General features: G+C 68.9%; 17 protein-coding genes and 1 pseudogene. 8 read left to right on the top strand and 10 right to left on the bottom strand.

The features are described 5' to 3' along the window. Positions 1 to 20: 20 nt before the first annotated feature. The 3 genes from ENSA5_RS28670 (at position 21) to ENSA5_RS28660 (ending at position 4,252) form a co-directional block, all read left to right on the top strand. Entirely contained in the window at positions 21 to 767 is a 747-nt protein-coding gene (locus ENSA5_RS28670) for a response regulator transcription factor (RefSeq protein ID WP_106394914.1), read from the top strand. Beyond that, a complete protein-coding gene (locus ENSA5_RS28665) occupies positions 764 to 2,296 on the top strand; it encodes a sensor histidine kinase (RefSeq protein ID WP_106394895.1) in 1,533 nt (510 codons plus the stop codon). Before ENSA5_RS28670 ends, ENSA5_RS28665 begins: the two co-directional genes overlap by 4 nt. A gap of 360 nt (positions 2,297 to 2,656) precedes the next feature. After that, positions 2,657 to 4,252, top strand: a complete 1,596-nt coding sequence (locus ENSA5_RS28660; RefSeq protein WP_106394894.1) for an NAD(P)-binding domain-containing protein — start codon at positions 2,657 to 2,659, stop codon at positions 4,250 to 4,252. 30 nt (positions 4,253 to 4,282) lie between these two features. Here the strand turns inward: ENSA5_RS28660 and ENSA5_RS28655 are convergent, their stop codons facing one another. Continuing rightward, the gene (locus ENSA5_RS28655) at positions 4,283 to 5,812 is read right to left on the bottom strand and encodes a cytochrome P450 (RefSeq protein ID WP_106394893.1); all 1,530 of its coding nucleotides are present in this window, start codon (positions 5,810 to 5,812) and stop codon (positions 4,283 to 4,285) included. Between the two features lie 24 nt (positions 5,813 to 5,836). Between ENSA5_RS28655 and ENSA5_RS28650 the strand changes: the two genes are divergently transcribed. Next, a complete protein-coding gene (locus ENSA5_RS28650) occupies positions 5,837 to 7,315 on the top strand; it encodes an NAD(P)/FAD-dependent oxidoreductase (protein WP_146156215.1) in 1,479 nt (492 codons plus the stop codon). A gap of 117 nt (positions 7,316 to 7,432) precedes the next feature. Next, positions 7,433 to 7,903, top strand: coding sequence for a hypothetical protein (locus tag ENSA5_RS28645; protein ID WP_106394891.1), 471 nt, complete (start codon positions 7,433 to 7,435; stop codon positions 7,901 to 7,903). Here ENSA5_RS28645 and ENSA5_RS28640 read toward each other — a convergent pair. Both ENSA5_RS28640 and ENSA5_RS28635 read right to left on the bottom strand, forming a co-directional pair. Then, positions 7,891 to 9,003, bottom strand: a complete 1,113-nt coding sequence (locus ENSA5_RS28640) for a 3-oxoacyl-ACP synthase III family protein (protein WP_106394890.1) — start codon at positions 9,001 to 9,003, stop codon at positions 7,891 to 7,893. The genes ENSA5_RS28645 and ENSA5_RS28640 overlap by 13 nt on opposite strands. 30 nt (positions 9,004 to 9,033) lie before the next feature. After that, positions 9,034 to 10,707, bottom strand: coding sequence for a thiamine pyrophosphate-dependent enzyme (locus ENSA5_RS28635; RefSeq protein ID WP_181198247.1), 1,674 nt, complete (start codon positions 10,705 to 10,707; stop codon positions 9,034 to 9,036). A 57-nt stretch (positions 10,708 to 10,764) separates the two neighbouring features. Between ENSA5_RS28635 and ENSA5_RS28630 the strand changes: the two genes are divergently transcribed. Then, complete coding sequence (locus tag ENSA5_RS28630) at positions 10,765 to 11,922, top strand: aminotransferase-like domain-containing protein (RefSeq protein ID WP_106394888.1); 1,158 nt, start codon at positions 10,765 to 10,767, stop codon at positions 11,920 to 11,922. Here ENSA5_RS28630 and ENSA5_RS28625 read toward each other — a convergent pair. Continuing rightward, entirely contained in the window at positions 11,912 to 13,111 is a 1,200-nt protein-coding gene (locus tag ENSA5_RS28625) for a metallophosphoesterase family protein (protein ID WP_106394887.1), read from the bottom strand. The genes ENSA5_RS28630 and ENSA5_RS28625 overlap by 11 nt on opposite strands. A gap of 369 nt (positions 13,112 to 13,480) precedes the next feature. Between ENSA5_RS28625 and ENSA5_RS38985 the strand changes: the two genes are divergently transcribed. Together ENSA5_RS38985 and ENSA5_RS28615 are read left to right on the top strand one after the other, a co-directional pair. Then, positions 13,481 to 14,689, top strand: a complete 1,209-nt coding sequence (locus tag ENSA5_RS38985; RefSeq protein WP_258183042.1) for a fibrinogen-like YCDxxxxGGGW domain-containing protein — start codon at positions 13,481 to 13,483, stop codon at positions 14,687 to 14,689. Between the two features lie 113 nt (positions 14,690 to 14,802). Beyond that, positions 14,803 to 15,570 carry a lysophospholipid acyltransferase family protein gene (locus ENSA5_RS28615; protein ID WP_146156214.1) on the top strand — a complete coding sequence of 256 codons (768 nt, stop codon included), beginning with the start codon at positions 14,803 to 14,805 and terminating at the stop codon, positions 15,568 to 15,570. A 1-nt stretch (position 15,571) separates the two neighbouring features. On the opposite strand, the gene ENSA5_RS28610 is transcribed toward ENSA5_RS28615, so the two are convergent. The 6 genes and pseudogenes from ENSA5_RS28610 to ENSA5_RS28585 all read right to left on the bottom strand — a co-directional run. Next, entirely contained in the window at positions 15,572 to 16,447 is an 876-nt protein-coding gene (locus tag ENSA5_RS28610; RefSeq protein WP_106394885.1) for an STM4011 family radical SAM protein, read from the bottom strand. Beyond that, positions 16,444 to 17,823: an STM4012 family radical SAM protein gene (locus ENSA5_RS28605; protein WP_308726581.1), complete on the bottom strand. Its 1,380-nt coding sequence runs from the start codon at positions 17,821 to 17,823 to the stop codon at positions 16,444 to 16,446. The genes ENSA5_RS28610 and ENSA5_RS28605 overlap by 4 nt, the downstream gene beginning before the upstream one ends. After that, on the bottom strand, positions 17,820 to 18,653 hold the full coding sequence (locus ENSA5_RS28600; RefSeq protein ID WP_106394884.1) for an STM4013/SEN3800 family hydrolase: 834 nt from the start codon (positions 18,651 to 18,653) through the stop codon (positions 17,820 to 17,822). Before ENSA5_RS28600 ends, ENSA5_RS28605 begins: the two co-directional genes overlap by 4 nt. Positions 18,654 to 18,832: 179 nt before the next feature. Beyond that, positions 18,833 to 19,519, bottom strand: a complete 687-nt coding sequence (locus ENSA5_RS28595) for an HAD family hydrolase (protein WP_106394883.1) — start codon at positions 19,517 to 19,519, stop codon at positions 18,833 to 18,835. Further along, complete coding sequence (locus tag ENSA5_RS28590; RefSeq protein WP_146156213.1) at positions 19,516 to 20,484, bottom strand: RpnC/YadD family protein; 969 nt, start codon at positions 20,482 to 20,484, stop codon at positions 19,516 to 19,518. The genes ENSA5_RS28595 and ENSA5_RS28590 overlap by 4 nt, the downstream gene beginning before the upstream one ends. Before the next feature lie 183 nt (positions 20,485 to 20,667). Next, positions 20,668 to 21,023: pseudogene (locus ENSA5_RS28585) on the bottom strand (hypothetical protein); the annotation flags it as partial.

The following is a 21,023-nucleotide window of genomic DNA, read 5'->3' as shown; positions in this document are numbered from 1 at the left end:
GCGACGTCGCCAGGCACGCGATGGCCAGTCCCGCCTCCACCTCCAAGCCCTCGATCCTGGTCGTCGACGATGACCCCAAGCTCCGCGAGGTCGTCGGCTACGCCCTGCGGCGCGAGGGCTACGAGGTCCACGAGGCCCGCCACGGCGGCGACGCGCTGACCTTGCTCGGCGAGCGCAGCTTCGAGCTGCTCGTCGTCGACGTCTCGATGCCCGAGGTCGACGGCTTCGAGCTCGTCCGCCGCCTCCGGACCCGCGACGACGAGACCCCGGTCCTGTTCCTCTCGGCTCGCAGCGACGAGATCGATCGGATCCTGGGCCTCGAGCTCGGCGGCGACGACTACGTGACCAAGCCCTTCTCGACCCGCGAGCTCGTGACCCGGGTCAAGGTCATCCTCCGTCGCCTGACCCGCGGGCGCGGCGAGGCCGGCCGCGAGGCCAAGCGCGACGGCCCTGGGCTTGCGATCGACGAGTCGCAGCTGGTCGTCGGCCAGCTGCGCCTGAGCCCCGACACCCACCGCAGCTGGTGGGCCGAGCAAGAGGTCGCGCTCACGGCGACCGAGTTCCGCCTGCTCGAGGTCCTGATGGCCCGACCCGGCCGGGTCTACTCCCGCGACGAGCTCAGCGAGCTGGCCTACCCCGACACGCGCCACGTCTCCGGCCGGACCCTCGACTCCCACGTCCGCCGGATCCGGGGCAAATTCCGCGGCCACGGCGTCGACCCGATCGAGACCGTGCACGGCGTCGGCTATCGACTGCGCCAGTCATGACCCCCGACCGGCCCAAGCACAACCTGCTCCCGGAGCTGTCGCTGCGGACCTGGTTGCTGGGCTCCCACCTGCTGGTCCTGCTCCTCCCGCTGCTGGCCTTGGTCGGGACCGGGGCGTTGGCGATGGATCTGCGTCGTCAGACCCGCGTCGATCTCGAGCACCAGGCCGACGTGCTGACGGTGCTCGCGGCCGAGATGCTCGCCGCCGCCCCGGCCGAGTCCGCCGAGTCCGCCGAGCTCAGCGAGCTCGGCCAGCGCTTCGATCCCCTGTTGATCGACATCGGCGCCCGGACCCTCGCAAGCGTGCGCATCGTCAACACCGACGCCCAGGTCGTGGCCTCGAGCGCGGGCGATCAGCTCGACGAGTTCGACATGTCCCACGACGAGGTCGTCGTCGCGGCCCTGCGCGGTCGGACTGGCGTGGCGACCCGCGATCGCGAGCGCTCGACCGAGCGCCAGCCGCTGTCGAGCCCGAGCCGACGCGCGCGCGTGCGGCTGTTCATCGCCAAACCAATCTACTCTTCCCCTGGGTCTTCCCCCGGGTCTTCCCCCGGGTCCGCGGCCGCCGAACCCGGCGAGCCCGAGATCATCGGCGCCGTGCTGCTGTCCCGCACCCCCCGCGAGGAGCTCCAGGCCCTCTATCACATGTCTCCGCGGCTGATCTGGGGCCTGCTCTTCGCCCTGCTCACGACCATCGCCCTGGCGGTGTTCGCCGGACGCCTGGCCACGCGCTCGCTCGAGAGCCTCGCCGACGCGGCTCGCCGCATCACCCACGGCAGCGGCAGCGAGGGCGCCAAGCTCCTGCGCAGCGCCGGCTCCCACGTCGACGAGGTCCGCGCCCTGGCCACGGCCACGGCGGCGATGGCCGAGCAGCTCCAATCGCGGGTCGAGTACATCAACGAGTTCGCCGGCAACGTCGCCCACGAGTTCCGCACCCCGATCGCGACCTTGCGCGGGACCGCCGAGCTGCTCCGCGACGACGAGGACATGGCGCCCGCGCAGCGCAAGCGCTTCCTCGACAACGCCCTCGACGAGCTCGAGCGGCTCGAGCGCCTCGTCGACGGGCTCCTGGCCCTCGCCCGGGCCGAGCAGCCCCACGGCGGCGGCAAGGTCGTGCTCGCCGACTTGCTCGCGGCCCTGCCCGAGCGCTGGCCCGAGGTCCGCGTGACCTCGCCCCAGCCGAGCGCCGCCGTCGAGGGCAGCGCCACCCAGCTAGCGACGGTGCTCGACAACCTGATCGACAACGCCTACGCCCACGCCGGGCCCGAGGTCGAGGTCGAGGTCGTCGGGCTCGCGCCCGGGCCCGAGGGCACGGGCTTCGAGGTCATCGACAACGGCCCGGGGGTCTCGGCCGCCAACCGGACCCAGATCTTCGATCGCTTCTTCACCACCAACCGCGAGCAGGGTGGGACCGGCCTCGGGCTCGCGCTCGTGCGCCGCATCGTCGAGACCCACGGCGGCACGATCGAGCTCGACAGCGCGACCGGACGCACCTGCATGCGGGTGTGGCTGCCGGTCGCGGACGACTGACCGGCGATCGTCCTGGTCCATGGTCCACGCTTTGCCCTTTAGGCCACTGCGTGAACTACCGTCATTGTAGGTCGGTGTTCACAAATCTGAGCATTCCACTGTGACTGAAACTCGGAGCCCGGGAGGCTCAGACGCCAGCCCACTGCCCGACGGGCCCCGAATTCGGCCTCAGCACTGCTGTCTCCGAGACTATAGCGGCCGGAGCGCACCCCGTGGGGCACGCGACTCTGACAAAAATGTTGACCATCCAGCCCCCCACTCTTACAGTCTGACTGCAACTCGTCGACAGGTCGGTTCAAACACACACCAATTTGTGTGGCCATTCGATCAAGCGCGACGAGGCCTGGGAGAGCTGGAGCCATGGATGAAGTACGCGACCATTTGATCATCGGAGCGGGCCCCGCCGGGCTCCAACTTGGCTACTGCCTCCAAAAAGCAGGCCGTGACTACCTGATCCTCGAGGGCAGCGACGGAGCCGGTAGCTTCTTTCGCGCGCAGCCACGCCACCGCAAGCTGATCTCGATCAACAAGGTCTACACGGGCTCTGACGACCCGGAGCTCAACCGCCGCTGGGACTGGAACTGCCTGCTGTGCGACGACGAGCGGTTCGCGTTCCGCAACTACAGCAAGGACTACTTCCCCCACGCCGACGACTTCGTCCGCTACCTCGAAGACTTCGCGGCCCACTACCAGCTCGCGATCCGCTTCAACACCAGGGTCGTCGAGATCGACAAGGTCGACGGTGTGTTCGTGGTCACCGACAGCGAGGGCGGAGTCGAGCGGGCCCACAACCTCGTGGTTGCGACCGGGCTGTCGAAGCCCTTCATCCCCGACATCCCGGGGATCGAGCACAGCGAGGACTACTCGAAGATGTCGGTCGATCCGATGGACTTTTGTGGTCAGCGCGTGTTGATCATCGGCAAGGGTAATTCTGCGTTCGAGACCGCCGACGCGCTGATCCCCACGACCGCGCTGATCCACGTTGCGAGCCCCGAGTCGATCGACTTCGCCTGGCGCAGCCACTACGTCGGTGACCTCCGCGCCGTCAACAACAACCTCCTCGACACCTACCAGCTCAAGTCTCAAAACGCCCTGGTCGACGCCAAGGTCAACAAGATCACCAAGACCGACGCGGGGCTCGTGGCCGAGTTCGACTATGAGCACGCAAACGGCGAGGTCGAAGAGGTTCGCTACGATCGCGTGATCACCTGCACGGGTTTTCGCTTCGACCGATCGCTGTTCGGCGAGGGCTGCCAGCCGACCCTGGCCTGCGGCGACAAATTCCCCGACATGGACTTTGACTGGCAGTCGACCAACATCGACGGCCTCTACTTCGCGGGCGTGCTGTCCCACCGCCTCGACTACCGCAAGAAGCAGTCGGGCTTCATCCACGGCTTCCGCTACAACGTCGAGTGCCTCGCCCGGCTGCTCGAGGAGCGCTACCACGGCGTCCCCTACCCCCGCGCCTACGTGGCCCAGTCGGGCCCGACCCTGGCCAAGGCGATCCTCGCCGAGATCAACCAAAGCTCCGCGCTGTGGCAGCAGTCCGGGTTCCTGTGCAGCGTGCTCGTGCCCGAAAAAGACGGGACCGTCAGCCACTACAAGAACATGCCGATCGGCTACGCCCACCAGCGCTTCGCCGCCACCCCGCGCTACTGGATGATCACCCTGGAGTTTGGTCAGGACCGGATCGACACGCTGCCCGAGGTGTTCAAGATCGATCGTCCGCACAAGCTCGACGTTAAAAACGCGCACCTCAGCACCGGCATCCATCCGATCGTCCGGCGCTGCTCACATGGACGCGCGGTCGCGGTCCACCACGTGATCGAGGACTTCCGCAGTGAGTGGCCCGATCCCCACCACTACAGGCCCCTCGCCGAGTTCATGAAGGTCCCGGCGGCCCGGCGCGAGGGCCAGGCGCAGGCGGCCAGCGAGAGCGTCGTCGACGCGATCTGAGTCCGCGCGCAGCTTCGCCGCCGCCAGCAGTCAGGCCAGCGCGACCAGCTCGCGTACGCTCCCCCCCACGCTTCGCGGTGGCCTGAGCGTCGCGTCGGGCGACATCACGCGCAGTCGCAGCCCGCCTCTGGGGCTCATGATGATCCCGCTGACCCCGCAGTCGACCCGAGCACCAGCCGGAATCGCAACGCGGACGCGTTGGAGGATCGACGCGAGCACCAAGCGGATCGCGTTTGTCGCAAACCCAGCGCCGAGGCAACGCCGCGGCCCGGCCCCGAAGGGCAAGTACTCGTAGGGGCCGGGCTCGAGCCCAGACCAGCGATCGGGATCGAAGCGCCGCGGGCTGGGATAGAGGTCGGGGTCGCGGTGCGTCACCAGCGGGCTGAGCACGATCGTGGATCCCGGGGGCAGCGCATGGCCGCCAAGCTCGAACGCGACGGTGCTGCGACGAAGAAACAGCATCGGCGTCGCCGGCAGCAGACGCATGGACTCCCGGACGACACGATCGAGCAGCTCGAGGCGAGCGAGGTCGTCGAGCGCTGGCGGCCGGTCCCCGCACTGTGCCGCGATGTCCTCGCCGAGCGCGAGCTGGATCTGGGGGTGGGCAGCGAGCAGCAGCAAGGTCCAGCTCACGGTCATGGCCGTGGTCTCGTGGCCAGCGGTCATCAACATCGCAGCCTGGCCGACCAGCTCGTTGGGCGAGAACCCGCCGTCCTCGTCGCTGCTGGCGATCAAGGCCGAGAGCATGTCGTCGTCGAGGCCAAGCGCGCGGCGGCGTTCGAGCACCTCGTCGATGCGCTCGACGAGGCGCTCGCAGACCCGCAAAAAGCGGGTGTAGGGCGTGCCGGGCAGCGCGAAGGGAAACAACATCGCGCCGGGCGAGGTCATCAGCGACAGATACGCGAGCGAGAGCTCGCCGAGCTCGCGGGCCTGCGCGCCAAGGTCGAGGCCAAACAGGCACTTCATCGACACACGGAGGGTCAGCTCGATCGAGCGTGCTTTGACGTCGATGACCCCCTCGCGCGGCCAACCTTCGAGGGTACGCGCGGCGATGTCGACGATCTCGCGTCCGTAGCCGGCGAGCCGAGCCTTGGCGAACGCCGGCATCATCAGGCGGCGGTTTCGTCGGTGGATTTCGCCATTTTGTGCGATCAAGCTGCTGCCGAGTATCGCCGCGGCGCTGCCGTGCGGGATCCGAAGCGGGTTCTCGGCAAAGTTGGGAAACAGGCCAGTCGTGGGCAGAAGCTGGCGGTTGTAGCGGTGTCCGAATGCGCAGACCATGCTCGGATCATCGCGGCTGAGCGCCGCGATCTCGCCATGCTTGGCGTGCAGGCGCAACATCGTGAGCGCCGGGTTGGCGAAGAAGCGCAGGTGGTTGGCGCGCGCGCCCAGCAGCGGCCGCGGGCCGGGCAAGGGGACAGGGGGCAGGTCGAGGAACAATTTGGCCACGGCGCCCGACCATAGCAACGAGGGCGAAAGCGCTGCAATGGCAGCAACAGCGCACTTGACGCAGCGCAGCGCGGCGACGTCGCCCCTACATCTACGGTTGCGGACCGACATCGAGTTCTCGATACTCGAAGATCGATGGATCCTTCAACATCGTCCAAGCCCGTTGTCATTGGCTCGTCTGTGACCGGGCTGCTGATCAGCTACACGCTCAGCCGCAGCGGCATCGACCATCTCTTGATCGGCGGCGGCGAACCCGACGACCGGCCCCGACTCGGTGAATCCCTCAACGAGATTACAAGCTCGGATTTCCTGTGTTTCCTCGACAGCGACCTGCGCAAGCATTTTTATCAGAAGTGTCACATTAGCCTGATGCACGGCAAGAACGCCTCGATGGTCTATCTATCGAGACCGTCCCGCGAAGGCAGATTTCGGTTCCCACGCGAGATGAATGACGACACCACCCGGCGTGAGGGTATCGCCCATACGCGGTCCGTGCTGCATGCAGATCGGCTCAGCTTCGATCGGGATCTCTATCACCGTGTACGCGCGAATCCCCGCTGCGAATTCATCGAAGACCTGCGCGTCCAGATCGCGCATGACCACACGACCGACCAGGTCACGGGCGTAACGCTGTCGAGCGGCGAGACCCTCGCGCCGCGCTACCTGTTCGACGCGACCGGTCCACGAAGCCTCGTGGGCCGCGCCGCAGGGGTCGGGCGACGCTCGCTGTCAAGGCCGCAGCGAGTGCTGTGGACACACATGCGCGCCGCAGCCCAGCCGAGCGGCCTGGACTGGTGGCAGTGCGGTACCAACCTCCTGCGCCTCGACGACGACAGCGACGGCCTCCGGGGCATCGCCTGGACGATCCCGATCGGGCGAACCCTCTCGCTCGGCCTCAGCGCCGACCTCGACCAACCGGGCCTCGCGGGACTCGCCGCAGACCAGCTGCTCGACCGGCTCGTGGCCGCGTGGGCTCGACGCGGCATCGATCTTCGCAGCATCTACCCAGACACCGCGCCAGCGCAGGAGCTCACCCATGAGTACTGCCTCGCCAACCGAGGTTTTGGCGCCAACTGGCTGTCAGCCGGCGCAGCCTACATCCAGGTGTGGTTTCCCAGCTCCTCGGGCCTCAACACTTCATTGGTCGCGGCCCACCTCGCACCGCGCCTGCTCGAGGATCCAAGGGGCGCGGGCGAGATCTACGAGCAGGCGCTGCAGCTCTTCCTACCCTTCCACGAACACATGGATCACATGATCTACGCTCCGCACCTTTCGCGCGGTCGACGCCCATATGAGTTCTGGTCCAGGTGGCTGTCGTTCATCCCCGAACGGGTCGCCGGGCACCTGCGGCTGTCAGCCGACGAGATCGGCACCGACAGACAGATCTACCGGATCCTGGAGCGACTCTCTGCACACTTTCAAGCTCACCCCCTCCTACAGCTCGGCACGTGGGGCTTCCAGATCGTGCGGCCGCAGCAGTGCGAGTCTCTCGAGGAGATGGCCAGCGCGTTCGGCGGGTATTTCAACTACCGTCGTTTTCGGGCTCGATCGTACGGCAAGGGCATGCATGACTGGCTCGGCCCCGAGCTGAGCGCACGTCGCCGACGAGGCTGAGCCCCTCAGCTCCTGCTGCAGGTGTCCGCCAACGCTGGCGAGATCGCGCTCCGTGCTCATTTTCGGACAGCGCGCCGGGGTCCTGCCCTCGCTCTCATCCGTTGTACAGTTGAGGCCGTGGCCAAGACGATGCACTGGCAAGCTGTGCCCGGCCTCCTCCACATCGTGGTCCACACGGAGGAGTCGCCGTCCGACGAAGACTGGGACAAGTACCTCGCCGACGTCGTCGAACACGCGGCGGGCTGCAAAGGGGTGCTCGTCTACACTCGTCGCGCGGGACCGTCTGCGCAGCAACGGGCCCGCTCCAACGCGGCCTTCGAGAGCTTCGGCTCCGACAGTCTGGTCGCAATCATGACCGGCTCGCGGCTGACCCTGGGCATCGTCACCGCGGTCAGCTGGGTCGTCGGAGGCAACATCAAGGCGTTCTCGACCCACGACTTCGAGGGCGCCGCGGCGCACCTCGGCCTCGACCCCACCGAGCGCATTCGGGCCCGAATCGTGCTCAAGCAGCTCGCGCGCTCGGCAGGGCTCGACATCGACGCGTTCGCCGACGAGTCGGGGCGCTTTCGCCGTCGCTACGAGCAGTAGTCCATCCCGGCCGGCGGCTCGCCGAGTCCGACCTCACCCCAGCGCAGGATCACCGCGGCCGCCGCTGACACGCTCCCGGGTCCGTAGATCAGGACCCGGTCACCGGGCTGAATGCGCTTGGTGTAGGCGGCGTAGTGCAGGTTGGTCGGCGTCAACGCCGGTCCGACGTTGGCGTAGTACTGATAGACCGTGGCCGTCTTGGCCGGATCGATCCCGAGCGCGTCGACGCAGAATTCGGCGAACCACGCCGTCGGCGTGTGAAATACGAAAAAATCGATGTCGTCGAGGGTCAGGCCCGCGTTGGCCACGGCCCCCCGACAACAGCGCAAGAGGTGCTTTTGCACGGTCTTGCGCAAGATCCGGCCAGTCTGCGGGTGGGCTCGCATGACCCGGGCCGGCGCGTCGTCGTCGTCGAGCTCGAGCTGGTAGTACCAGCTCCCGCAGGTGTCCGCGGTGTGCATGGTGTAGCCCGAGAGCCACTGGGCGCCGACGGTCCCGCGGCTGACGATGAACGCCCCGCCCGCGTCACCCAGAAACCACGAGAGCGTGTCGTCCTCGCGCGCGTAGCGAGAGTAGGAGCACGAGATCGTGATCAGGACACGCTCGTACTCCCCGGCGCGGACCAGCGCCGAGGCGGTCTGCAGGGCCGTCAGCGGGCCGGCGCAGGCCGACTCGAGGTTGAAGCCTCCGCCTTGAAGTCCGAGCTGCTTGGCGACATGGACCGCGTTGCCGATGCCGACGTTGTCGGGCAAAAAGCCCACGCTGATCAGCAGGTCGATGTCACCGGGCTCGAGCCCGGCCCGCGCGATCGCCTCGGCGCCCGCGCGGACCTCGAGATCGATCGAGCCCTCGCCCGGCTCGAGGACCCGCCGCTCGGTCACGCCGCGAAAGGGATCGTTGAGATAGGGCACGATCGACGCGTCGATCGTCGCCATCTCCGGCTGACTCTCCGTGTTCGACAGGATCTGCCCGAGGGTGCTCTCGCCCGGCCTCGAGACCACGAGCTCGGGATGGCGCCCACGAAGCTCGTCGTTGGTCCGGATCCTGGACGGCGCCGCGACGCTGAGACTGCGAATGACTACGGGGTGGAGATCAGCCATGAGATCTCGACGCGCTCGCGCCCGGGGCCACTACCTCGCGTCTCCCTCGCGCAGCTTCTCCATCGTCTTGCTGCGCTGGCCGAAGGGCGCGGCCACGTCCGGGTCGATGCGGACGTCGACGACCACGGGGCCGGGGGTCGCGAGCGCTCGCTCGAGGGCCGGCTCGAGCTCGGCCGCGGAGCCGACCGACAGCCCCGTCGCGCCGAGCGCCTCGGCCTGGCGAGCGTAATCGGTCGGCGGGATCTCGGTCTCGAACGGCTCCATCCCAAACGCGAGCATCCCGTGCCGGATCATCCCGTAGCCGCTGTCGTTGAGCACGACCCACTTGGCCGGGACCTCGTACTGGACCGCGGTGCTGACCTCGTTGCCCATCAACATCGCGCCGTCCCCGACGAGCGCGACGACCGGCTTGGCGCTGGCCAACGCCGCCCCGACGACCCCGGCCGACGCCTGGGTCATCGACACGAAGCCCGCGGGGATGCGGTAGCGCCCGGGCTGATCGAAGCGCAGCTCGGAGGTTGTCCAGGCGAAGGCGTTGCCCACGTCGGCGAGGAGCACCAGGTCCGAGCCATCGACGACGACGCGCTGCAGCGCCGCCATCAGCCGACGCGGATCGACGGGCCCGGCCGGCTCGGCCTCGGTCTTCGTCGGGCTGCGGTTCCAGTCTGTGTTGACCGGGGCTGCGCTCACGGGGCTCGACCGCCACAGCTGCGACAACGCGCCGAGCAGCTCGCCGACGTCCGCGTGGACCCCGAGGGTCTCGAGCTCGGGATAGGCGACGCCGAACACCGAAGGATCGATGTCGACGTGGACGAAGCTGGACGAGGGTGTGAGCGCCTCATCGAAGCACGAGGTCGTCTCGCCCATGCGCGTGCCGAGGACCAGGATGTGCTCGGGTTGGTGCTCGAGCATGTGCCGCAGCACGCGGGGCTGACCGCCGAACATGCCCGTGACGCCGAGATACTGCGGGTGGGACTCGGGGAACACGCCCTTGGCCCGGGGCGAGGACATGACCCGCGCCCCCGAGCGCTCGGCGAATTCGACGATCGCTCGCCCGTGCTCGCGCGCGCCGTAGCCGACCCAGATCACGAAGCTGCCCGAGCTCAGGCGGCGGTGGACCTCGGCCACGAGCTCAGGCTCGGCGCCGACCTTCGGCTGCGCGAGCTCGAGCGGGCCGCCCAACTCCGGGGCCGGCGCGACCTGGGACGAGAACGGGAACATCAAATTGGCGAGGAATCCGTTGGGCCGCGCGAGCCCGGCGGCCAGCTCTTGGCGCAGGCTCGGCAGCTGGCTCGGAGACTCGATCGTGCGGGTGAGGTAATTGATCGACGCGTTGCTCAGCCACGGCGAGAGGTCGAGCGCCGCGGTCTCCTGAAACGCCCAGCGACCGCGCTCGGGCACGTTGGTCGCGCCCATGACCGCGACCACCTTGGCGCCGTCGTAGGCCGCGGACACCAGCCCGGTGATCGCGTTGGTCGCCCCGGGCCCCGAGGTCGTGAACACCGCCGACGGCGAGCCCGAGGCGAAGTAGGCCTCGCTCGCCATGAACGCGGCGCCGGACTCGTGGCGCGCGTGCACGATCTGAATGCCCGCGCGGTGCATCGCGGAGACGAACACCCCCAGCGCGCCACCAAACACGCCAAACGCCCGACGAACCCCCATCTCGATCAGCACCGCGGCCAACGCCTGCGCCCCTGTGGTCATCGGACTGGTTGACGTGGTGCGCTGCGACATCGAAGGCAGCCAGCATATACTGGGCCCATGGCGCCCACCACCCCTCTCACGAACCAAGGTGGCCGCTTCGTGCAGACCTCCGCGCCACCGGGCGTCATCAACCTCGGCCTCGGTCAGCCCTCGCCGCGCTTGCTCCCGCTCGCCGAGTTCGGCCACGCCGCGAGCGAGCAGCTGCGCGCGGGCAACGACCCCCTCGTCTTGCAGTATGGGGTCGGCCGCGGCTACGAAGATTTTCGCCGCGCGCTCGCGCGCTTCATCGCCGCCGAGTATGAGCAGGCTGTCGACTCCGACGAGCTCATGGTCACGGGCGGCACGTCCTCAGCCCTGACCTTCGTCAGCGAGACCTTCGCCCACCCGGGCGCGACGGTGGTCACCGAGGACCCGACCTACTTCCTGGCCCACGAGGTGTTCGCCTGCGCCGGGCTCGAGCTGCGCGGCGTGCCGGTCGACGAGCGCGGCCTCGACGTCGACGCGCTCGAGCAGCTGCTCGTCGGCGGCCTCCGACCAGCGTTCGTGTACTGCATCCCGGCGTTTCAGAACCCGACCGGCGTCTGCCTGGCGCCCGCCCGCGCGCGCCGACTGGTCGAGCTCGCCGAGGCCTACGCCTTCGTGGTCGTGGCCGACGAACCCTACGTCGCGCTCCACTCGGGGCCACGCCCCGGCAGCCTCTCACGCTACGACGAGGGCCGCGGCTGCGTGCTCTCGCTCGGCTCGTTCTCGAAGCTGCTGGCGCCGGGCCTGCGCCTCGGCTGGGCCCACGGCGCGCCCGCGCTGGTCGAGCGCCTCGCCAACCACGGCGCGCTGCGCAGCGGCGGCTGCCTCAACCCGGTGATCGCCAACATCGTCCACCACACGATCGACAGCGGGTTTTTGGCCGCGCACGTCGAGGAGCTGCGCGCGGTGTTCGGCCGCCGCAGCGCGGCGCTGTCACGCGCGCTGCGTGAACGAGCCCCGAGCGCGCGCTTCATCGCGCCAGGCGGCGGGTACTTTTGCTGGGTCGACCTCGGCGAAGGCGTCGACGCCAGCGCCCTGCTCGAGCGCGCCGAGTCGCTGCGCTTCATCCCCGGCTCGCGCTGCGCGGTCACCCGGGATCTGCGCCGCTACGCGCGGCTGAGCTTCGCGTTCTACGAGGAGCACGAGCTCGTCGAGGGCGTCGAGCGCCTCGCTACCCTGCTCACTTCGTGATGTCGCGCTCGAACTCGAAATTGCCCATCTCGTCGTAGAACTCGGTGTGGATCTTGTCGAGCTCGAGCTCGAGCAGCAAGAAGCCCGGCGTGGTGTCGTTCTCCCAGTAGACGTCGTTGTCGTCGTGGTAGGCGAAGTCCGTGGTCTTGGACCCCGCGCCCGAGACGATGAAGTGGGTGGTCCGCTCGCCGCCGCCGCAGGTCTGCTCGTGCCACTGGCGGTTGTGGTCGTGGCCCGACAGGTAGAGGTCGACCTTGTCGCACAGCGAGTCGTCCATGACCTCCTTGACCGTGGTCCCGGCCAGCTGCGGCGGGAAGGGCCAGCCCTCGTAGTTGCCGGCGTTGCCGTGCTCGCCGTTGGAGAAGTAGGGGTGGTGGGCGAACGCGATCTTCCACGGCGCGTCGCTGCCCGCGACCGCGGCGTCGAGCCAGGCCTGCTGGGCGCCGGTCTCGTGGTCCCACATCAGCCGAGTCGTATCCATGACGAAGAAGTCGACGTTGGCGTAGCCGCTCAGCGTGTACCACTTGTCGTACATCGTCCACTTGTCGCTGTACTCGGTGTACTCGACCTCGTAGGCCAGCTTGTCCCACTCGAAGCTGAACTGGCCGTAGTCGTGGTTGCCCATCGCGATGTAAAAGGGCATGTCCAGGTCGGCGTAGGGCAGCTCGAACTTGGTGTTGAACTGGTCGTCGTCGACCGACCCGACCCCGTCGTCGTAGAAGTTGTCGCCGAGGTAGAGCACGAACTCGCAGCCGCCCTTGTCGCTGCACACCGCCTCGATCGCGGCCGCGACGTTGTACTGGCTGGGGTTGCCCTCGCCGGCGTCGCCGATCGCGATGAAGCGCACCATCGCGTCGGGGTCGCCGTCGCCGTCTCCGTCTCCGTCTCCGTCTCCGTCCCCGTCTCCGTCCCCGTCTCCGTCTCCGCGGTCTCCGTCTCCGTCGCCGCTGTCTCCGTCCCCGTCGCCGGGATCCCCGTCTCCGTCCCCGTCGCCGGGATCCCCGTCTCCGTCTCCATCTCCGCTGTCCCCGACGCCGTCGCCCGAGTCTTCATCGCCGTCGCCGGTCTCGGCGTCACCGGATGTCCCGGTCGCAGCGTCGGCGTCCGACGCCACGCCCCCGTCATCAGCGCAGGCGAGTCCAGTCAGGCACGAGGTCAGACAAGCGAGGGGCAGTGCAAGGCGGCGCATGAACTGTTGATATCAACAAACTCCCGCGCTGGGGCTCAGCCGTGGCAGAAGCCGCAGAACAGCTCTGGAAGCTGTGCAGCTAGTTTCTCACCCACGGCCCGGCGGGGCTGGACCGGGTGAGATCACGTCAGTCGACCGTCAGGACCAGCAGATCCACCCTGCGTTTCGCGCTGTTGACAGTCACGAGACCACAACGCGACCCACGCGAGCGTGAGACCCGTAACTGCCGTCACCTGCGAGCGATGCTTTCGTCGAGGAATCGAGTGTGTGTATGCTGGCGCCCCCGGTGGCCGAGCCATCGGCAACGTGATCAGCATGTCCTTGAACAGTGTCTCTCCCGCCGGCTACGGCCGGTTCCTCCTTCTCGCCTTGGCCCTCCCGCTCGCCTGCTTCAAGGGCGGCAGCGACGAGGTCGGCACGACCGACATGAGCACCACGGACACGGGCTCGGCCGACAGCTCCTGTGAGGTCGGAACGCTCGACTGCGCGTGTACCGGGGGCGACGGCTGTGACCCCGGCCTCGAGTGCACCGACGGCATCTGCACGATGATCCTCTCCGACTGCGGCAACGGTCAGGTCGAGGCCGACGAGCAGTGCGACGACGGCAACGCGGACAACACCGACGCGTGCACGACCTTGTGCATGCCGCCGAGCTGCGACGACGGGATCGTCAGTGGCGACGAGATCGACATCGACTGCGGCATCGCGGCCTGCAACGTCGGCTGCGACTTCGGCCAGGCCTGCCAGATCGCCAACGACTGCCTGTTCCCGGTCTGCGGACCCGACGGCGACGATGGAATGGTGTGTCAGCTTCCGGCCAGCTGCTCCGACTGGCTCGCCTTCACCCCGGGCGCCACCGACGGCATCATCCAGATCGACCCCGACGGCGCCGCTGGCGACATCCCCCCGGCGGAGGTTTTTTGCCACATGAGCAAGGACGGCGGCGGCTGGACGCTGGTGTTCACGGCCAGCGACGACGGCGAGGACACCTGGACCTGGAACAACCGGGCCAAGCTCGCGGGCGAGCCCGACGCCGTGGGCGATCTCGACAGCACGAACCTCGACTTCATGTCGCCGGCCTACCACACGCTCCCGGCCACCGACATCCTGTTCATTCACCAGCCCTCCGACGTCTGGGCCCACTACGCCAACGTCGGCGACGGGGTCATGACCCTCGGCCAGATCGTCCTCGCCGCAGGCTCCCCAGTCTGCGACTACAACCTCGGCGGCAACGGCCACGAGCTCGCGGGCGGCACGCTGACCTCGAGCGGCCAGCTGTGCGACACCGACCTCTACTTCAACCTCGGCGACCACGAGATGGACCTCGCCTCGTGCATGGACTTCGGCTCCGGATCCAACACCGCGACATTCGGACCGGTGTGGAGCGCCGACAAGGGCGCGGGCTGTCCCTTCGATGATCCCGCAGAGTTTGGCCTCGGCCCCCACGGGCCCTGCGGCGCCTGCCCGCCCAACTTCGTCAGCACCGAGTTCGACTACCTCGGCTACGGCAACGCGCTGAACCTCAACACCGGGGCCGCGGGCGCGGGCGAGAACTACATGCAGATCTACGTCCGCTAGAGCGGCGATCCGTTTGGAGTCGCGTCGTCAGGTGCGTCCGGCGACCGCCGAGTCCGGGCCCGAGTGCGACGAGGCGCATTGCGCAGCGGGCCCCGGGCGCGGTACTACGCGCCGTGGCTTCGCGACGAGCACCTGCGAGCAAGGCGACCCTGCGCGACTGGGCGCGCTCGATCCCGGCCTCGGCCGCCCTGGCTTCGGCGATGATCAGCTTCGAGCTGCCGCTGCGGGCGATCGACAAGTTCATGGGCCACCAGCCCCTCGTCGACGCCGGTCACGCGCTGGCGCGCGTGCTGTGGCAGGCCTTCGCGCTGACCGGGGCCGAGCTCGAGGTCGTCGGGCTCGAGCACGTCGATCCCGACCAGCGCTACGTGATCGTGGCCAACCATCAGGGCTTCTCGGACGTGATCGTGATCGCCAAGGTCTTGCGCGCCCTCCAGCCGCGCTACGTGGCCAAGCGCGAGCTCGCGCGGGGGTGGCCGAGCATCTCCTATCTGATCGAGGCCAGCGGCTCGGCGATCATCGATCGCAAGCAGCCGACCGCCGCGATCGCCGAGATCGAGCGCCTCGGCCACCAGGCCAAGCGCGAGGGCTGGAGCGTGGCGATCTTTCCGGAGGGCACCCGGGCCAAGGACGGCGTCCCTGGCCGCTGGAAGGCGCGCGGGACCAAGGCGCTGCTCGACACCGCCGGCCCCTGCCCGGTCCTGCCCGTCTCGCTCTCGGGCGGCTCGGAGCTGTTTGCCCACAACGGCCTGCCGTTCAAGGCTGGCGTGCGCATGGGCTGCCACATCCACCCGCCGGTCGAGCCGCCCGCCGCAGACGAGGACTTCGGCGTCTGGCTCGAGGGCGTGCGCCAGGTTGTCGCCTCAGCTCTCGCCCAATAACTCAGCGCCCGCGCCACGCCGCAGGGACGCGCGCGGCGAGGCCGTCACCAAAGCGCCGCCGGAGGCCGAGCTCGTCGAGCTGAACGTAGCCGATGAAGCAGCCGCAGCTTTGCTGCGGGCAGGGCTCGTCGCCGAGCATCGCGTCGAGCTCGTCCGCGTAGAGGTTGCCGAGCGAGCGCTCGACGAAGTGACAGCGGCTGACTCGGCCGTCGCCGCGGACGAACAGCGCGCTGCGTCCGGCCGCGCAGCTCCGACCGAGGCTCGGGTGGCGCATGGCGTTGTACGAGAACAGCGGATCGACCGCGGCGAGCCGCTCGCGCTCGCCGTCTGCGTAGTAGCCCGGCCCCGCGCTCTTGTAGGCGTTGATCCACAGGTAGACCTCCGGCCGCAGGCGCGCACGAAGCGCTTCGATCAACGCGAAGTGCTCGCGCAGCCCGACCACACCGACGCTGTAGCGCAGGCCAAGCTCATCGAGCTCGGCGCAGCGACCCACGAACGCGTCGAGCGTGGTCTCGCTCGGGTGAAAGGTCGTCCACAGCGCGAGCGTGGCCCGGTCGGCCCCGGCGAGCAGCTCGAGGCGACTCGATAAATTGGTCTGGATCGCGACCGCGGCGACGTGGTCGAGGGTCGAGAGCTCGACGAGCGCGCGGGCGTAGTAGGGCCGGATCAGCGCCTCGCCCCAGGGCGTGAACAGGATCGACAGCCGCCGGCGGTGGCGAGCGTGGTCGCGGGCCCAGGCCACGAAGCGCGCGAGCGCGAGCTCGTCCTGCTCGAGCTCGGCGCGCGAGCTGACCTGCTTGGCGAAGGGGCAGTAGGCGCAGTCGTAGTTGCAGCTGGCCAGGGGCCCGCGCCAGTTGATGTGGAGCGCGTCGGTCATCGCAGCGTGAAGTCGCGCGAGGCCGCCTGCACGGCTTCGGAGTAGAGCCACGGGGCGATCGCGTCGGCCCACTCGAGGCCGGTGGTGGTCGGGCGCAGGCGGTCTTCCTCGCGCTCGATCAGGCCGTGATCGCCGAGCTGCCCGAGCTCGGCGGCGAAGTCCTCGAGCGCCTCGGTCGCGAAGCGAGCGCGGTAGGCCGCCAGCGACAGACCATCACGCACGAGCAAGGACTGGATCAGCCAACGCCGGCGCTGCTCGTCACCGTCGAGCTCGATGCCGTAGTTGGCCACACGCAGCTGGGCGTCGTCGCGCTCGATCCACGACCCGATGATCTCGCGGATACCCGCGCTGCCGACCGCGTAGTCGCTGCTGTAATGGAGCGTGCGGGTGTAGGAGCGCGCGCCGACGCCCAGGCCGATCATCCCGTCGGCCTGACAGCTGTAGATGACCTCGGGCTCCGCCCGCTCGCCGCCGCGCCGAAACATCCGCATCGAGACCTGGGTGTAGCCGCGCGCGAGCAGGTGGTCGCGGCCCGCTCGCAGGCACGCGAGGCGCTCGTCGTCCCAGCTCCGCTCGCGTCGGCCGAGACCGGTCAGCGGGCGCTGGTAGAGGGGGTAGAGGTACAGCTGCTCCGGCGCCCAGCCAAGCGCGCGATCGATCGCGGCCACGAAGCTGCCCGGGGTCTGGCCGGGGATGCCGTAGATCAGATCGATGTTGAGGGTCTCGAACTTGCGCTCACGGATGCGGTCCAGCGCCTGCTCGCCGAGCGTGACCCCCTGCGGCCGGCCAAGCGCGCGCAGCTCGGGCTCGAAGAAGCTCTGGATCCCGATGCTGATCCGCGCGGTCCGGCGGGCCTCGAGCACCGCGAGGCGCTCGTCGGAGCAAGTCTCGGGCGAGGTCTCGACCGAGCCCGGCCGCGCCCCGAGGTCCACCTTCATGCGGGTCGCGAGCAGCTCGAACACGCGCTCGAGCTGCGCGGCGTCGAGCAGCGTCGGTGTGCCCCCACCGATCGCCCAGCGGGCGAAGCTCGCGTCGGGCACCGCCTCGCGGACCGCCTCGATCTGCCGGGCGAGGGTCTCGAGCCAGCGACCCGGCAGCTCGGCCGCCGGGTGCTTTTGCGTGAACAGGTTGCAGAACCCGCAGCGGACCGCGCAAAAGGGCACGTGGACGTACAAGAACAAGCGCCTTCGATCCTCGCCGGCCCAGACCTCCGCCAGCGGGCGCGGCCGCGCCAGGCTCCGGTAGGCGGTCTTGTGGGGGTAGGCGTAGGCGTAGGCGACGAAGGGCGAGCCCTGCAGCAGCTCGGCGACGTCGCGCGGGCGCGGGTCGCGACCGTAGCCGCGCACACGGTTGAGCTCGGGGGGGACCCCGGTCACTGTTCAGCCTCGACGTGGAGAATCTGCGGGAGCAGCACCTCGGCGTAGGGTACCTCCCACACGACCGGGTGCGCGAGGCGATGGCCGACGTGGCCCTGCTCGCCGTAGGCGGTGCCGTGGTCCGAGCAGACGATCGCCAGCACCGGCGCGCGTCGACGAAGGGCCTCGAACAGCGGCCCGAGCTCGCCGTCGACGTAGGCCAGCGCGGCCGCCTGGGTCTCGGGGTCGTCGCGCTCGCGCCCGGGTAGGTAGTGGCAATTGGGCTGGTGCAGGGCCGACACGTTGACGAAGCAAAACACCCGGCGATCGTCGGGCTGCGCCGCGATCCGCTCGCAGGCCCAGGCGACCTGGCTGCGCGTCGAGTCCCGCGCGGTCACGCCAAACTCCGGACACCAACGGTGCTCGTCGAACAGCTCGGGCAGGACCCGACCGAGGGGGGTCTGCTCGTTGAAGAACCCGACCCCACCCGCGCAGATCGTGTGGTAGCCGCGGCCGCGCAGGCCCGAGACGAGGTCGGGGGCATCGAACACCGCGGTCTGCTCGGTCGTGGTCTCGCTGCCCGCGAAGGCCATGGCGAACAGCCGCGGGTGCGGGCCAGGCTCGATCGGGGTGGGCAAGAACCCGGCGAAGAAGGCCTGATGGGCGGCCCAGGTGAAGCTGCCCGGGGTGTGGCGTCGCTCCCAGGCGCGGGCCGGGGTCCGGTCGAGCAGCGCGCTCAGCCACGGCGTGCGGCCCTCGAGCAGGGCCCGCTCGGCGACGTCGAAGCGCAAGGTGTCGAGGGTCAGTAAGACCAGGTCGTGGGTCCCCACGCAGGCCGCGGCGTCGAGCATGGGGCGTTCTAACCCTGAATCGAGCGCTGCGCGCTCGACTCAGGCCTTCTAATCTTCAAGGGGCCTTTCGAAAAGGCCCCTCGCTGCGGCGGCGAAGCCCCCTCCGCTCACCCCCAAACGCTCGCCTTCCGGCTCGTACTCGCCCTAGATCATTCAGCTTTCTCAATTCAGCGCTTGATTTAGGTCGAGCTCAGATCGGCGGCCGGGAGCCCGAGCAGCCGTCGAACCGCGCCGGAAAAGTGTGGAGCGACCATGCTCGGCGCGGGCGAGGAGCGGGGGTACGTGCGGCCATGTGCGATCCAGCAGCTCGCGAGCCCCGCCGCGGCCGCGCCCGCGATGTCGTGCTCGGGCGAGTCGCCGATCATGATCGCGTGGTCGGGCCGAAGGTCGAGCTCATTCAGCGCGAGCGCGAACATCCTCGCGTCAGGCTTGGCGAGGCCGTGCTCGCCGGAGATCAGCACAGCGGCGAACAAGGCAGCGTCGATACCCGCGGCGGCGAGCTTGGCTCGCTGCGTGCGCCCGCCGCCATTGCTGACCAACGCGAGCACCAGCTCGCTGCTCGCTAGCTGCTCGAGTGCCTCGAGGATGGCGCGCTCACGCGGGATCAGCGCGGGGAGCTCGGCGCGAATCCGGGCGGCGAGCTCTGAGTCGCTCGGGGCCAATCCGGGATGATGACGGAGCAGCTGCGCCGCCAACGACTCGAGGCTGCGACCGCGAGTGAAGCGCGCGGCCTCGCGCCCATGACCCCGGGTTTGTAGCCACGCCCGCACCGCTGCGTCTCGGTCGACGAGTGTCCCGTCGAGATCGATCAACACCGCCCCGAGGTGCTCGCGCGCCGGAATGGGTCGCGCGCGTGCCGGGCTCATTCCTCCTCGAACAGGGCGTGGACATCGGACACCTCACGGGCCCCGCGCGCCCAGCTCTGGAGGGTCACGAGCGCTTCACAGCCGCGGATCCGGGCCTCCGCCGCGCGATCGACTGCGATGCCCCGGACCTCGAGAAGGGCGAGGATTAACTCGACGAGGGTCTCTCGCCGGCCCTGCTCGCGGCCCTGTTCGAGGCCCTGCTCACGGCCCTGTTCGAGGCCCTGCTCACGGCCCTGTTCACGGCCCTGCTCGAGGCCCTGCTCGAGGCCCTGTTCGACGCCCAAGAGGAAGGTGCCGCTCTGGCGTTCGATCTCCCACAATTTATCTCGTTGTTGCACCGGTAGCTCCTTGATGAGCAGCTCGCGCCGTCGCTTCGACAGCGCGGCGAGGATGGTTCGAGTGTAGCGCAGACGCGTCTCGTCTGGCAGGCCGCCGCACGCTTGGATCCCGAGTCGAGCGGCGTTGAGGTCGCCCCCGTATCCGTGCAGGGCAGCGGCAAGCACCGCTGCGGTCGGGCGCGCGATCGCCTGCTCGACCGAGGTCGGCACAGGCACATTGCCCGCGTCGATGACCTCCGCCTCGACCCGCGGTGGCGGACCCTCGGACCACGCGACCACGGCGGCCGACAGCGCAGGCGAAAACGAGACCACGAACACCCAACACGGAAGCTGATGCCGCTTGGCCAGCGCGGCTTGATAGAAGGGGATGCTGTAGCGCTTGGCCTCGTCGCGCTCGAGCTGGACCTCAATACAGATGACCACCCCACGCCGCGGGTCGCCCGGCTCTCGAGCACACAAGACGAGGTCCGGCAGCCCGACCGGCTGAGACTTGGCGTCGGTCGGCAGCGAGTCGACCTCGGTCCGTCGGTCGACAAGAGTCCCCAAGCTCGGCCGCGCGAGCCCCAGCAGGTCGAAGGGCAGCCACGGATCATCGCAGAACACAGACAAGATCCCTTGGTGGAGCACGCCGGGCACATCTGCGCTTCGGCCCGCGCGAGTTGGCGTTGCACAGTTTTTGTTATCCTCGTGCAAATGACTCGACCTGGCTTGGACTCTCGCTGGGGCGTTCACCAAAGAGCAGCTCGACGCGGATGTGGGCGACGAGCTCCGAGTCGCTCGCAGCCAGTCCGGGCTGACATCGCGCCGGGCTCACTCCTCCTCGAACAGGGCGTGGACATCGGACACCTCACGGGCCCCGCGCGCCCAGCTCTGGAGGGTCACGAGCGCTTCACAGCCGCGGAGCCGGGCCTCCGCCGCGCGGTCGACTGCGATGCCCCGGACCTCGAGAAGGGCGAGGATTAACTCGACGAGGGTCTCTCGCCGGCCCTGCTCGCGGCCCTGTTCGAGGCCCTGCTCACGGCCCTGTTCGCGGCCCTGCTCGACGCCCAAGAGGAAGGTGCCGCTCTGGCGTTCGATCTCCCACAATTTATCTCGTTGTTGCACCGGTAGCTCCTTGATGAGCAGCTCGCGCCGTCGCTTCGACAGCGCGGCGAGGATGGTTCGAG

The organism is Enhygromyxa salina, assembly GCF_002994615.1.
Lineage (GTDB): Bacteria > Myxococcota_A > Polyangia > Nannocystales > Nannocystaceae > Plesiocystis > Plesiocystis salina_A.
Note: the sequence above shows the minus strand (reverse complement) of the source record. Positions and strands in the feature narration are given on the sequence as shown.

Coding starts and splice junctions, on each gene's coding strand:
- ENSA5_RS28610 (WP_106394885.1), bottom strand. CDS start 16,447: ATGACCGACGCGCTCCACATCAACTGGCGCGGGCCCCTGGCCAGCTGC.
- ENSA5_RS28665 (WP_106394895.1), top strand. CDS start 764: ATGACCCCCGACCGGCCCAAGCACAACCTGCTCCCGGAGCTGTCGCTG.
- ENSA5_RS28630 (WP_106394888.1), top strand. CDS start 10,765: ATGGCGCCCACCACCCCTCTCACGAACCAAGGTGGCCGCTTCGTGCAG.
- ENSA5_RS28655 (WP_106394893.1), bottom strand. CDS start 5,812: ATGTCGGTCCGCAACCGTAGATGTAGGGGCGACGTCGCCGCGCTGCGC.
- ENSA5_RS28670 (WP_106394914.1), top strand. CDS start 21: ATGGCCAGTCCCGCCTCCACCTCCAAGCCCTCGATCCTGGTCGTCGAC.
- ENSA5_RS28660 (WP_106394894.1), top strand. CDS start 2,657: ATGGATGAAGTACGCGACCATTTGATCATCGGAGCGGGCCCCGCCGGG.
- ENSA5_RS28600 (WP_106394884.1), bottom strand. CDS start 18,653: ATGCTCGACGCCGCGGCCTGCGTGGGGACCCACGACCTGGTCTTACTG.
- ENSA5_RS28595 (WP_106394883.1), bottom strand. CDS start 19,519: ATGAGCCCGGCACGCGCGCGACCCATTCCGGCGCGCGAGCACCTCGGG.
- ENSA5_RS28635 (WP_181198247.1), bottom strand. CDS start 10,707: ATGACCACAGGGGCGCAGGCGTTGGCCGCGGTGCTGATCGAGATGGGG.
- ENSA5_RS28640 (WP_106394890.1), bottom strand. CDS start 9,003: ATGGCTGATCTCCACCCCGTAGTCATTCGCAGTCTCAGCGTCGCGGCG.
- ENSA5_RS28625 (WP_106394887.1), bottom strand. CDS start 13,111: ATGCGCCGCCTTGCACTGCCCCTCGCTTGTCTGACCTCGTGCCTGACT.
- ENSA5_RS28650 (WP_146156215.1), top strand. CDS start 5,837: ATGGATCCTTCAACATCGTCCAAGCCCGTTGTCATTGGCTCGTCTGTG.